The organism is Kiritimatiellia bacterium (assembly GCA_018001225.1).
Classification (GTDB): domain Bacteria; phylum Verrucomicrobiota; class Kiritimatiellia; order CAIQIC01; family JAGNIJ01; genus JAGNIJ01.
In genome coordinates this window covers 1-12,082 of the sequence record JAGNIJ010000050.1, presented here as the reverse complement: position 1 = coordinate 12,082, position 12,082 = coordinate 1, and the positions used below count along the sequence as shown (strand labels likewise).

At 65.3% G+C, this 12,082-nt stretch carries 12 protein-coding genes and 1 tRNA gene; 6 read left to right on the top strand and 7 right to left on the bottom strand.

Going from position 1 to position 12,082, the window contains the following annotated elements; translation table 11 throughout:
* The first annotated feature begins 20 nt into the window (after positions 1 to 20).
* Positions 21 to 578, top strand: a complete 558-nt coding sequence (locus tag KA248_14055) for a LemA family protein (protein MBP7831031.1) — start codon at positions 21 to 23, stop codon at positions 576 to 578.
* Positions 579 to 712: 134 nt separating this feature from the next.
* On the opposite strand, the gene KA248_14050 is transcribed toward KA248_14055, so the two are convergent.
* Entirely contained in the window at positions 713 to 1,213 is a 501-nt protein-coding gene (locus tag KA248_14050; protein MBP7831030.1) for an ArsR family transcriptional regulator, read from the bottom strand.
* 209 nt (positions 1,214 to 1,422) lie between these two features.
* Between KA248_14050 and ilvD the strand changes: the two genes are divergently transcribed.
* The 4 genes from ilvD (at position 1,423) to KA248_14030 (ending at position 4,523) form a co-directional block, all read left to right on the top strand.
* Positions 1,423 to 3,129, top strand: a complete 1,707-nt coding sequence (ilvD, locus tag KA248_14045) for a dihydroxy-acid dehydratase (GenBank protein ID MBP7831029.1) — start codon at positions 1,423 to 1,425, stop codon at positions 3,127 to 3,129.
* 58 nt (positions 3,130 to 3,187) lie between these two features.
* Positions 3,188 to 3,263, top strand: a tRNA-Thr gene (locus KA248_14040).
* Between the two features lie 6 nt (positions 3,264 to 3,269).
* Complete coding sequence (locus tag KA248_14035; GenBank protein ID MBP7831028.1) at positions 3,270 to 3,719, top strand: metal-dependent hydrolase; 450 nt, start codon at positions 3,270 to 3,272, stop codon at positions 3,717 to 3,719.
* Positions 3,720 to 3,818: 99 nt separating this feature from the next.
* Positions 3,819 to 4,523: a PTS sugar transporter subunit IIA gene (locus tag KA248_14030; GenBank protein MBP7831027.1), complete on the top strand. Its 705-nt coding sequence runs from the start codon at positions 3,819 to 3,821 to the stop codon at positions 4,521 to 4,523.
* 3 nt (positions 4,524 to 4,526) lie between these two features.
* On the opposite strand, the gene surE is transcribed toward KA248_14030, so the two are convergent.
* From surE to KA248_14000, 6 genes are all read right to left on the bottom strand, one after another.
* Positions 4,527 to 5,297: a 5'/3'-nucleotidase SurE gene (surE, locus tag KA248_14025; GenBank protein ID MBP7831026.1), complete on the bottom strand. Its 771-nt coding sequence runs from the start codon at positions 5,295 to 5,297 to the stop codon at positions 4,527 to 4,529.
* A 122-nt stretch (positions 5,298 to 5,419) separates the two neighbouring features.
* Positions 5,420 to 6,922: a hypothetical protein gene (locus tag KA248_14020; protein ID MBP7831025.1), complete on the bottom strand. Its 1,503-nt coding sequence runs from the start codon at positions 6,920 to 6,922 to the stop codon at positions 5,420 to 5,422.
* Positions 6,923 to 6,944: 22 nt separating this feature from the next.
* Positions 6,945 to 7,157 carry a KTSC domain-containing protein gene (locus KA248_14015; GenBank protein MBP7831024.1) on the bottom strand — a complete coding sequence of 71 codons (213 nt, stop codon included), beginning with the start codon at positions 7,155 to 7,157 and terminating at the stop codon, positions 6,945 to 6,947.
* Between the two features lie 200 nt (positions 7,158 to 7,357).
* Positions 7,358 to 7,891 (bottom strand): hypothetical protein, encoded by a 534-nt coding sequence (locus KA248_14010; GenBank protein MBP7831023.1) that lies wholly within the window; start codon positions 7,889 to 7,891, stop codon positions 7,358 to 7,360.
* Between the two features lie 200 nt (positions 7,892 to 8,091).
* Positions 8,092 to 9,126 carry a D-alanyl-D-alanine carboxypeptidase gene (locus KA248_14005; protein MBP7831022.1) on the bottom strand — a complete coding sequence of 345 codons (1,035 nt, stop codon included), beginning with the start codon at positions 9,124 to 9,126 and terminating at the stop codon, positions 8,092 to 8,094.
* Complete coding sequence (locus KA248_14000) at positions 9,123 to 10,172, bottom strand: XdhC family protein (protein MBP7831021.1); 1,050 nt, start codon at positions 10,170 to 10,172, stop codon at positions 9,123 to 9,125. The genes KA248_14005 and KA248_14000 overlap by 4 nt, the downstream gene beginning before the upstream one ends.
* Positions 10,173 to 10,298: 126 nt before the next feature.
* On the opposite strand from KA248_14000, the gene KA248_13995 reads away from it, so the two are divergent.
* Positions 10,299 to 11,732 carry an MATE family efflux transporter gene (locus KA248_13995; GenBank protein MBP7831020.1) on the top strand — a complete coding sequence of 478 codons (1,434 nt, stop codon included), beginning with the start codon at positions 10,299 to 10,301 and terminating at the stop codon, positions 11,730 to 11,732.
* Positions 11,733 to 12,082: the final 350 nt, after the last annotated feature.

Sequence of the window (12,082 nt, the reverse complement as noted above, 5' to 3'; positions counted from 1 at the left end):
ACAAGAAGGAGACCCGGGCAGTGAAAAAGACCCTGTTCACCATCGTCGGCATCATCGTCGTCCTGGCCCTGATGCTCATCAGTATGTACAACAAGCTCGTTAACCTGGACGAGAACGCGGGCACGGCCTGGGCGCAGGTCGAGACCGTGCTGCAGCGCCGGTACGACCTGATCCCGAACCTGGTCAACACCGTCAAGGGCTACGCCGCCCACGAGAGCAACCTGTTCGAGGAGATCACCCGCCTGCGCAGCCAGTGGGGCGAGGCGAAGACGACCGACCAGAAAGCAGAAGCGGCCACGCAGATGGAAGGCGCGCTTGGCCGTCTGATGGTCGTAGTGGAAAACTACCCCGAACTGAAGGCCAACCAGAACTTCATGGCCTTGCAGGACGAACTGACCGGCACCGAGAACCGGATCTCGGTCGAGCGCCGCCGCTTCAACGAGGTGGTCCGGGAGTACAACATGGCCGTCCGCCGTTTCCCGGCGAATCTCCTGGCCGGCCTGTTCGGTTTCGATCCGAAGAAGAGTTACTTTGAGGCCACCGAGGGAGCCGAAAAGGCCCCGACGGTGGCTTTCTGACAGGAAGCCCCGGTCTCCATATCGGACCTCACCGGCGGGATGTCCAAATCATTCACGCCCATGATTGGCGCGGTTCGTATCTCCTTTCCACACCTTGCAAGGTGTGGAATAGACTTCAAGCGATGAGGAAGCCTTCAACGCCTCTGCGCGATGATACGGAGCAGGGTCCGTCGAAGAACATCTTTCGGTCTGCAACATAAATACCGCTTCCGCCGGCGCCTCACTAAACCCCTGCTTTTCAGTTTGTCCAAGTGGCGCAAAACCGCGGGAGGAGAGGCGCCGATGGCGGCCACCAATTGTGCGGGAGTCATTGGTTTCCAGCAGAGAATCTTCACAATGTGCACCCGCCGGGGGTGGGTAAATGCAGTGAGAACATGAAACACCCCGGATATTGCAACCTTCTTCTTGCAAAGAGATTGCAAAACCGCATTCAGCAGGGCCTCGGTGTACGCTATGGATGGATCCGCGCCGAGCGAATAGAACACGAAGCGTTTGTTCCGCTTCGCCGCCAACAAACCTCTTGCGTTCAGAACTCGCAGATACTGGCTCGTTGTCGTCGGGGACAGATTCAGCTCCCTGGCGACGCGTTCGACGGTGAGTTCACCATGTTTGATCAACAATTGGAGAATGCTCAACCGCCGTCGGTTGGCCAGTGCCCGGCAGGTCCTCCAGAGGGTAGGATGTAGTGAGAATGACGGGACAGAACTCACTTCCACACCTTGCAACGTGTGGAATTAGGAATCAAGGGGAAAACGTCAGAAAAAAGACGAAATAAAGGTGTGATGACTCGTTCTCTTCGCGTTTACTCCGAAAGGATGTATACTTCGTCAAAAGGAGCATAGCTGTGAAGGCGAAACAGGGCAGAGTCGTCTGCGATGCAATTCGACAGTATTCGCGGCATATCACGGAGGGCGTTGAGCGCGCGGCCAGCAGGGCCATGCTGCATGCTGTGGGGTTCACGGACGCGGATTTCAAGAAGGCCCAGGTGGGTATCGCCTCCACCTGGAGCATGGTCACGCCCTGCAACATGCACATCGACCGGCTGGCGAAGGAGACCGCGGCCGGCGTGGACAGCGCGGGCGGCAAGGCCGTGATCTTCGGCACCATCACGATCTCCGACGGGATCTCCATGGGCACCGAGGGCATGAAGTATTCGCTCGTTTCGCGCGAGGTGATCGCCGATTCCATCGAGACGGTCGCGGGGTGCGAACAGTTCGACGGCCTGGTGGCCATCGGCGGCTGCGACAAGAACATGCCGGGGTGCCTGATGGCCATGGCCCGGCTCAACCGACCGGCCGTGTTCGTGTACGGCGGAACGATTCTTCCGGGGCGCTACCGCGGAGAAAAAGTGGATATTGTATCCGTTTTCGAGGCCGTCGGCGAGCACGCCCGCGGGCGCATCACCGACGCGGATCTGGCCCGGATCGAGTCCTGCGCCATCCCGGGGGCGGGGGCCTGCGGAGGCATGTACACGGCGAACACGATGGCCAGCGCTATCGAGGCGATGGGCATGAGCCTGCCCAACAGTTCCGCCCAGGCCGCGGTCTCCACGGCCAAGATATGGGACTGCCGGAAGGCCGGTGAGGCGGTGATGGAATTGATCCGCCGGGGCATCCGGCCCAGAGATATCCTGTCCCGCGAGTCCTTTGAAAATGCGATCGCCGTGGTCATGGCCCTTGGCGGCTCGACAAATGCCGTGCTTCACCTGCTGGCCATGGCCAATACGGCGGGGGTGAGGCTGACGCTGGATGATTTCACGCGCGTCGGCCGCACGGTGCCCGTGCTGGCGGATCTCAAGCCCAGCGGGAAGCACGTCATGGCCGACCTCGTGGAGATCGGCGGCGTGACCCCGCTGATGAAAACCCTGCTCGATGCAGGCCTGCTGCGCGGGGATTGCCTCACGGTCACGGGCCGGACGCTGGAGGAGAACCTGGCCGCGGTGAAACCGTATCCGCCGGGGCAGTCCGTCATCCGCCCGCTGCGCAATCCCATCAAGAAGGAAGGGCACCTGGTGATCCTCCGAGGCAACCTGGCGCCGGAAGGGGCGGTGGCCAAGATCTCCGGCCACGAGGGCACGAAGTTCAGGGGGCGCGCGCGCGTTTTCGAGTCCGAGGAGGCCGCGCTGGCCCGGATCCTCGACGGCACCGTGCGCAAGGGCGACGTGATCGTCATCCGTTATGAAGGCCCGCGCGGCGGCCCCGGTATGCGCGAGATGCTCTCGCCGACCTCCGCGGTCATGGGCCGGGGGCTCGGTCTCGATGTGGCCCTGATCACCGACGGCCGGTTCTCGGGAGGAAGCCATGGGTTCGTCGTGGGGCATATCACGCCCGAGGCGGCGGAGGGCGGGCCGATCGCGGTGGTACGCGACGGCGACCCGATCACCCTCGACGCGGAAAAGAGGCGGATCACCCTGGATATCCCGGTGGCCGAGCTGAAGCGGCGCCTGGCGCGCTGGAAGCCCCGGAAGCCGCGTTACACACGGGGGGTCCTGGCCAAGTACGCGCGCGTCGTGACCTCGGCCTCCCGGGGCGCCTTGACCGATCTCCCGTAAACGCCGGCGCTTGACTTCAAGCCACGGGCGATTATAGTCGCCGCTCATTGACGCCTTGGCCAACGTAGCTCAGCTGGCAGAGCAGGTCATTCGTAATGATCAGGTCGTCGGTTCGAATCCGACCGTTGGCTCCACTCCTCATGAAAGCGGAGCACCATCTGGCGGTTTCCTTGACGACGGCGGCGGCGATCTATGCCGCCACCCGATCCGCGCCGCTGATCGGTTCGTTCCTCGTGGCCGGGGTTCTCCTGGACCTGGATCACTGGGTGGACTACTGGGCCGAGTACGGCAGGCGGTTTGATGTCCGGCACTTCTTCGAGTCGGTCTCCCACAAGGAATTCCGGAAAGCCTTTCTTTTTCTCCATGCCTGGGAATGGGTCGCGCTGTGCGGCCTCCTGGCCTGGTGGCGGAATTGGAACCCCTGGCTCTCGGGCCTGACGCTGGGGTGGGGGCTGCACCTGCTCCTTGACCAACTCTGCAATTCGACCCGGCCCTGGACCTATTTCCTGCTGTGGCGCGCGTTCGGCCGATTCGAGTACAAGCGCTCGTTCCCCGTGCCGTACGTTCCCCGGCGAACGGGCCGGTCCTGATGGGCTGACGAGGCCCGATTGCGTTGGACGGGTTCCCTCTGCTTTCGTATAGTGCCGCGCGATGGTGGCCGCGCGGGAGAGGATATGCCCCACCGGGAAATGACATTGGACGAACTGGCCGCGTACCTGCACGTGTCCAGGGACGACCTGGACCTGCTGGTGCGGCGGGAGGAAATCCCCTTTGAGCGGAAGGGGGATCGCGTGGTCTTCCGCCGCTCGGAAATCGATGCCTGGGCGTCCCAGCGGCTGCTGGGCTCCAGCCGGGAGCATCTCCAGGTCTTCCACCAAAAGAGCTCGGCCAAGGCCCACGACCTTTCGAATTCGCACGCCATCATCGGCGAACTGGTCCGCGTCCGGGGAATCGAACCCGCGCTGGCCTGCCGAACCCGGGCCTCGGTGATCCGCGAGATGGTCAAGGTCGCGGAGGGCACCGGCCTGCTGTACGATCCGGCCGACCTGCTCAAGAGCATCGAATCGCGGGAGAGGCTCTGCTCGACGGCGCTCCCGGGAGGGATCGCCCTCCTGCACCCGCGCAGCCCGAATCCCTATCTTTCCGAGGACTCCTTCGTTGTGCTGGGCCGGACGGTCCAAAGCCTTCCGTTCGGCGCCGCGGACGGTTCGACGACGGATCTCTTCTTTCTCGTATGCTGCCAGGAGGAGAGCCTGCACCTGCACGTGCTGGCGCGGCTGTGCATGATGAGCCGCGACACGGATCTGATCCGCCGCCTCCGCGAGGCGCCCGGGGCCCGGGAAATGCACGAAGACCTGATGCAGGCGGAGACGGACATCATCCGCCGTCTGTAGACGTCACCAGCCGGAAGGACGATCCAGCGGCCACTGCCGAAGGAAGGGGAGGGCGGCCCGGTTGGTCAGATCGAACCAGATCGGGGTGAGGGAGACGAAGCCGTCGTTCAACGCCTGCAGATCGCTCCCGGCCATTTCCCCGTACCGCTCCAGTTCGCCGTCCATCCAGAAGTACTCGTTGCCCCGCGGGTCGGTGCGCCGGTCGAAGGTCTCGACGAACCGCGACTCGCCCATGTGCGTGACCGCGAAGCCGCGGATGTCCGACAGGGGCAGGTTGGGCACGTTGACGTTCAGCAGGGTGCGCGGCGGAAGGCCCGTCTTGCCGATCAGGATCGCCAGGTGCCGGGCCACGCGCGCGGCGGTGTCCCAGATCGGGTCCTGGAAGGTGCTGATCGAAATCGCCATGCTCGGGATCCCGAGGATGGTGCCTTCCGTGGCGGCGGACACGGTGCCGGAGTAGATCACGCTGATCCCCGCGTTCGGCCCCAGGTTAATGCCGCTGATCACGAGGTCGGGCCGGCGGTCCAGCAGGGCGCAGGCGGCCAGCTTCACGCAATCGGCGGGCGTGCCGCCCACCGCGTGCCCGAAGAAAGCGCCGTTCTTGAAGATCTTCTTGGTCTTGATCGGGTCGGATAGCGTAATCGCGTGGCCCACGGCGCTCTGTTCGCCGCTGGGCGCCACCACCCGCACGTCGCCCAGGTCTTTCACGGCCTCGTACAGGGCGGTGATGCCGGGGGCATGGATGCCGTCGTCGTTGCTCAACAGGATATGCATGGCGCGTATGATGCCCGACGCGGACGCCAAGACAAGCCGCAAATGACCCCTTTTCCTGTAGCTCCGGCGCTCTGCCGCCGGAGATGAGGTTCCCGCCGACGGAGCGGCGGAACGACAGACCGTCAGGGCCGGCGGATCATCTCCCGGAAATCCAGGCCCGGCAGGGTGTGAGTGTCGGTGCCGACAATGGTGCCGCGGTGATCGATCCAGTAATAGTTCGAGCCGCTCTCGATCTTCAGTTCGCGGCCGGTTACGGGATCGATCACGTCCTCGACGCCCAGGATGGCGTTGGAGCGGCGCCGGCTGATCTCGTCATCGCTGCGCTGCCGGCCCTCGTACGCGCCCTGGATGAGGCCGGAAATCTCCTCGTGGGTCTGGCTGACGATCTTGCTGGTGTTAGCCGTGATGCCCTGCTGCATGGCCGCCCACTGGGGATTGATCTGGTAGGACTCGATCATGTGCGTGAGGACGTCCCGGGCCAGGTCCTTTTTCTCCAGGGTCGCCAGGGCCGTAAAGAGGTGTTCGACCTTCCAGAGGCCCATGCCGCCGGTCTGCGTCAGTTGCGTCCCCGCGAAGCAATAGCCCGCGACGTCCCGGCCGCCGAGTTTCCCGCCGAAGAACACCTCGCCGGCCGTGAGTTGCTGGGCCACGCCGTACACGCCGAAGCGCGCGTTGACCTCGTTGACGGCCTGGACGGCGTCCGGACGCTCCCGCGCCTCGGTGACTTGCACGTCCGTGCAGCCGCGGGCCACCTTGGACGCCGCGTACTCCTGCGCGAAGGCGAGCCCCGGCACGTATCGCCGGACCATCATGTTCACGCCGTAGCCGGGCGAATACCACGAGCCCTCCTGGAACCCGGTCATCATGTGCATCTGGGTCGGAATCGTGAAGGTCGGGAGTTCCGCGTCGCCGGCCGTGATCCGGACCTCGCCGTCGGGCGACACGACTTCCACGGCGCCCCGGATGTCCACGGACGCGAAACGGAAAAGGCCGCCGTTGACCTGCCAGCCCTGCGGCACTTCGACGCTGAACGCCTGCTCCCGGGGGTCGGTCCAGCGGACGTACCGGACGGAAGGTTTGGCGGCCCGGTCCGCGTCCGCCGGGGCGCCGGCGGCGCGGAATCCCGCCATGATCCGCGCCATGGTGTCCTCCGCGTCCTGGAATTGCCCGGCCGGCGCCCGGCCGGCATACAGGCATCCCGCGACGCCGCGGGGGCTGGAAACCCAACTGAAGAAAGCGACGGCCCTGTCCGGCCCGTCCCGGCCGACGACTCGCGCCACGGCATCGCCCGCCAGGCCTGGCGATTCCCACTCGCACCCGGGCCACACCCGCTCCGCCAGCCGGCCCAGCACCGAGCCGGCCGCCTGCGGGGGGAGAGCGCCGGGGATGAATACCGGCCAGATCGCCACCTGCTCGCCCGACGGGCCGTTCAGCAGGACGCGGCCGGTACGCGCGTCGGCGGCCACATCCCACCCCTTGGGAACCGCGACGGTGTAGCCTTGCGGATCCTTGTGCTCGGTCCAGCCCCGGGGCGTTTCGGCCGCGCCGCCGCAGCCCGCCAGAAAAAAAGAAGCCGCCACGGCCAGCGCCGCGGCGGCTCCCATGGAATCCTTCCGGCTGTTCATGGGCCGGTCGATCCGGTCGGCGTCAGCCGGCCTTCTCGGACTCGAACTTGTCCTTGATGTTCTTGTGGAAGTACTTGCCCTTGGACTTGGCCTTCATGAGGGCCTTGTACGTCTTCTCCGGCACCTTCTTGTAATTGTAGGTTTCCCCGTTGTCGAAGGTGATGGTCAGGACCTGGCTCGCGGCATCATAGCCGATCTTGTCGATGGTGGAGGAGTCCACCTTCTTCATATCCACCTGCTCGACGGCCTCCTCCGCCTTTTCCGTTTTCTCGGCCTTCTTGCAGCACTCCGTGGTTTTGCAACCGACCATCAACGCGAGCGATCCCGCCAACAATACCGTCATCCACTTCATGGCATGCTCCTTTCGTTTCGTTGGTCAAACCGTAGAAAATGTAGTAATGCCGGCCGGGTTCGTCAATGCCGGCGTGGCCCGCGTCAGAAGGCGAACCCGCCGCCGATCTGGACGTAATCCCATCCGTCCGAGAAGTCGCCTTCCGTCCATACGAACCGGCGGTACTTGGCGAACAGGTTGAAGTAGCCCATCCGGAGGCCGGCCAGGCCCTCGACCACGTAGGCCGTCTCGGGATCCTCGAACCCGTCCACGCTCCAGCCGTAAAAGCCGCCGCCCCCGCCGATGTAGGGATTGATGCCCCCGTCGCGGATCAACACGATGCAGAGATCGCCGCCGCCGCCATAGTAGTACGTGTTCGGCGAATCGAGCGTGGTCAGAAACTCCCCGTACAGTCGGATGAAATCCATGTGAAACGCCAGCCCGCCGCCCGCCGTGTCCTCCGGCGTCGGGTCGCTGCTGATCCCGATGGAGTAGGCGCCGTAGGGCGCGATGAACCAGGTGGGATTGAACCGCGAGGGCGCCTCTCCCCACAACTCCCCTTCATAGGCGCCGGCTGGCAGGATCGCGACGGCCAGCATCACGGCGAGCAGACCCGCATAGCTCCGGTTGTGTTTCACGGCGGACCTCCTGTTTTATTACTCTGGCCACTAACTACCCAACATCGTCCCCGCGCTTCCGCGCGCGGCTGCGTAGCCGTCCCGGTAACGGGGTGGCAGGTATTTCGTGGCCGGATTAATCTCGTGCATTCCCTTGGTCAGGCTATCACCGGGATCAGGAAAGGCAAACACGTTCTGTCGGGTGCCCGTGATCGGGCCGTTCATCGATTGAATCGCGGACGGCGGCTCCAGATCGCCAGGGCCACGACAGCCAAGCCCGCGAGGCCCGCCAGGACCCATTTCCAGGCGCGGCCGGCGGGTGCGGCGGAGGGCGCTTCGCCCGGAGGGATGGCCTGCTCCACGGCGGCGGGCGCGACCAGGGGCGGCGGGGGCGGCGGACGACGGGCCAGGTCCGCCAAGCCCTGCGAGAGCAGTTCGCGCGCCCGGGCGTCGCGCGCTTCCCGGTTCAGGCTGCCGAGGATGATGGCCGCGGCCCGCACGCCTTCACGCTGCGCCGTGACGGCCATGGAATAGCCGCCCAGCTTGAAGTAGCCGGTTTTCAACCCGTCGCAGCCCTCGAATGTTTTAAGCAGCCGGTTGTGCGTCTCCATGATGAACGGCTCGGGCGCGTCCGGCCGGAAAGGTCGCTTGATGACGGAGGTGTACTTCAGAGCATCGGGGCGCCGCAAAAGCGCCAGGCAGAGTCGGGCCATGTCCCGCGCCGTGGTGATGTCGGGCTCCTGGCCTTCCGCCGGGGGCAGGCCGTGAACGGAATGGAAGCGCGTCTTTCGCATGCCCAGTTCGGCCGCCCGGCGGTTCATCATCTCCACGAACCCGTCGCGGGTGCCGGCCACCTTGATCGCCAGCGCCGCCGCGGCGTCGTTGGCGGATTGGATCATCATCGCGTACAGCAGTTCCTCGATGGGGAACAACTCGCCTTCCTTCAGGAAGACCTGAGAGCCGCCCATGCCCGCCGCCTCGGCCGTGACGACGACCGGATCGGTCAGTTTCCAGGCTCCGCGGTCCACGCCCTCCAGGATCAGCAGGAGGTTCATCATCTTGACCATGCTCGCCGGGTAGCCGGGGGCGTCGGCCTTGTCCTCGAACAGGACCTCGCCGTCCGCGCCGACCAGGATCGCGCCCTGGTAGGGATCGGCCGCAAGGGCCGGGATCTTCGCCCGCTGGGCTTGCGCGGACGACAGGGCGATGAGCAGCGCGGCGGCGAACAGGGGCACGGCCCGGGCGGCAGGCTTCATTCGTGATGCTCCTCTTTCTTGCGGACGGCCGAAGGGGTCAGGGAAATGATTTCCGCCAGGATGGACACGGCGATCTCGTCGGGCGTGACCGAGCCGATCGACAAGCCGATCGGCCCGTGCAGGCGGGCGAGTTCGCCCTCCGCGAACCCGCGCTCGGCCAGGGCGGACCGCCGCTGCGCCTGGGTCGAGCGTCCGCCGAGCAAGCCGACATAGCGGCAGCCCGCGCGCAGCGCGGCCTCCAGGCCCGGGAGATCGAGCTTGGCGTCGTGGCTCAACACCGCGACGTAGTCGTCGGGCCCGGCGCCGGCCTCGGCGACGCCCTTGTCCGGCCACTCCAGCACGATCCGGCTCGCGCCGGGGAAAAGCAGCGGATGGGCGAAGTCGCGGCGCGGATCCACCACGACGACCTCCATGCCGACGGCCGAGGCCAGCTTGCAGACCGAAGCCGCAACGGGAGAGGCCCCGACGAGGATCAGGCGCATCGCCGGCGACAGGTTTTCGAAAAGGCAGATCGTATCCCCCACGGGCTGCAGCAGGGGTTTCCGGTGCGGATCGAACTCCCGCGCCTTCCGCGCCGCTTCCTCGTCGAGGGGGGATGAACCGAGCGAGCCACGCGGTTTGCCGTCGGCGTCCACGTAGAGTGGCCTTCCGGTCGGCGGGTCCACGGTGGTAACCAGGACGGCGCGCTCGCGGGGATCCCGGGCGCACAAGGCCGTCCAGGCGTCGTCACCGGCCTCGTGGCGGGTCAGCAGGACGTCGATCCGGCCGCCGCAGGACAGCCCCACGCCCAGCGCCGACTCGTCGGCGCCGTAGTGGATGACCCGCGGCGGCGCGCCGCCGAGGACCTGCCGCACGTGCTCCCGGATGTCTCCTTCCACGCATCCCAGCGAGATGAAGCCCGCCATGTCGCCCCGGTCGTTGACGGCCAGGCGCGCGCCGGGCGGGCGGGGCGAGGAGCCCTCCACCTTGAAGAGCAAGGCGACGCAACTGGCGCGGCCGTCGCCGTCCCACTGCCGCACCGGACCGACGATTTCCCGCAGGCTCACGCGATCTCCCGCTTTTTCATCGGGCCCTCCATAGCATAACGGACCGGCTGCGGAAAGTACGTCTTTCGGCTCAAGGATTGCGGAAGCGGCGCGCAATCCGGTAGTCTGCCTGACCTGCAACAGGACATGAGCAATAGCACTCCAGAAATGGCGCCCGGCGGATACCGGGAGACGCTGAAGGTGGCTTGGCCGCTGATCGTCAGCATGGGCTCCTTCACCCTGATGCAGTTCACGGATCGCCTTTTTCTCGCGTGGTACAGCGCCGTATCGATCCAGGCCGCGTTGCCGGCCGGCATCCTGTCGTTCACGCTGGTCAGCGGGTTCATGGCGCTCGCGGGGTACGCGAACACCTTCGTGGCCCAGTTCCACGGGGCGGGCGACGGGCCGGGCTGCAGCCGGGCGACGGCGCAGGGGGTCCTGCTCGCCCTGATTTCCTGGCCGCTCATGCTGGCGCTCATCCCGCTCGGTCTGTGGCTGCTGCGGATCAGCGGCCACGCGCCGGAAGTGCTGGCGGAGGAACGGGCCTATTTCGTGATCCTGATGCTGGGCAGTGTCACCGCGCCGCTGGGCGCGGCGCTCGGCGGGTTTTTCGGCGGTCGGGGCGACACGTTCACCACGATGATCGCGAACGTGATCGGGAACCTGATCAACATCGTCCTGGACTACGCGATGATTTTCGGGCGCTGGGGGTTCCCCGAGATGGGCATTCGCGGGGCGGCGTGGGCCACCGTGATCTCGGGCTTCATCAGCCCGGCTCTGCTGTCGGCCCTGTATTTCTCGCGGCGCTGCAACGCGGGCTTTCGGACGCGCGCGGAGTTCCAATGGGACTCCGTGCTCATGCGGCGGATGCTCCGGTTCGGGCTGCCCGCGGCCCTGCACCTGGTGCTGGACGTCGGGGCGTTCACGCTGTTTGTCCTGCTCACGGGTCGCCTGGGCCCGACGGCGCTCGCGGCCAGCAACATCGCCTTGAGCATCAACAACATCGCCTTCATGCCGCTCATCGGCATCAGCATCGCCGCGTCGATCCTCGTGGGCCAGTACCAGGGACGGCGGCAGAGCGCGATCGCCGAAAAGGCCGGCTGGACCTCGTTGAAGCTGGGCTGGATGTACATGGGCGGCATCGCCCTGACCTTCGTGGCGTTTCCGGAGGCCTACTATCGCCTGTTCACCTGGCGGGGCGGGGCGGAGCTGCCTCTGGAAGAACTCCTGCCCGTGGGCCGCTGGCTGCTCTTCATGATGGCCCTGTGGGGCATGCTCGACGCGGTCAACCTGATCGTCTCGGGTGCGCTCAAGGGGGCGGGCGACACGCGCTTCGTGATGATCTACTCCGTGGTCATGGCCTGGGGATTCTGGATGACCGGGGAGCTCGTGATCATCTTCGTGCTGGGCGGCGGCATCGTGCCGGCCTGGGCCTGGATGACCGCCTTCGTCTTCGCGGTCGCGGCGGGTTTCCTGTGGCGGTTCCGGTCCGGCCGGTGGAAGAGCATAGAACTGATCGAGCGCCAGACCCCGCTCCAGCCGACGCGGCCCGGCGCCGAGGCCCTGATCGCAGGGGATTGATGAAGCCGCGTTTTTAAGCCCCAAGCATGATTGTAGACATCAAACAATAGCAATATCTTTACTATCAATACGATAATGCAATTATCTGTCACTATTTATAAATAGTGACTGGAAATATGCGTAACTTATTTATTATGAAGTAATAATTAAATAATGATGTCACTATTTATAAAATGTGATCATCTGCAGGATGCTGCGGCAAGCGGACCTTGAAAATTCAGGAATGCGGCGCGTTTATCGATTCGCACATCGCGCGCAGGCACAGCTCCTTCGCCCGCCAGATCATCATCATCGTCATCGTGAAGGGCAGCAAGGTCAGCGCGTACATCCAGCGCGGCATCAGGTAGGGC